At 65.0% G+C, this 223-nt stretch carries 1 pseudogene; it reads left to right on the forward strand.

Going from position 1 to position 223, the window contains the following annotated elements:
* A pseudogene (locus E4K09_RS30280) lies at positions 1–223 on the forward strand (hypothetical protein); the annotation flags it as partial.

The following is a 223-nucleotide window of genomic DNA, read 5'->3' on the forward strand; positions in this document are numbered from 1 at the left end:
CCTTCGTTCGCTACCGAGACGATGTCGAGGAGATCGGGCCGGACGAACAGGAGACAACCGACAGGATCATCGAGGTGATGGCCAGCGGTGGCCGGACCACGCGGGAGCGCTCCGGCCGTTCTGTCCGCACCTCGCATGCCAAGGCGCACGGGATTGTGCGGGGCGAGTTGCGGGTTCTGGAGAATTTACCCTCCGAGCTGCGTCAGGGGTTGTTTGCGGCACC

This window comes from Microvirga pakistanensis, assembly GCF_004458765.1.
GTDB classification, from domain to species: domain Bacteria; phylum Pseudomonadota; class Alphaproteobacteria; order Rhizobiales; family Beijerinckiaceae; genus Microvirga; species Microvirga pakistanensis.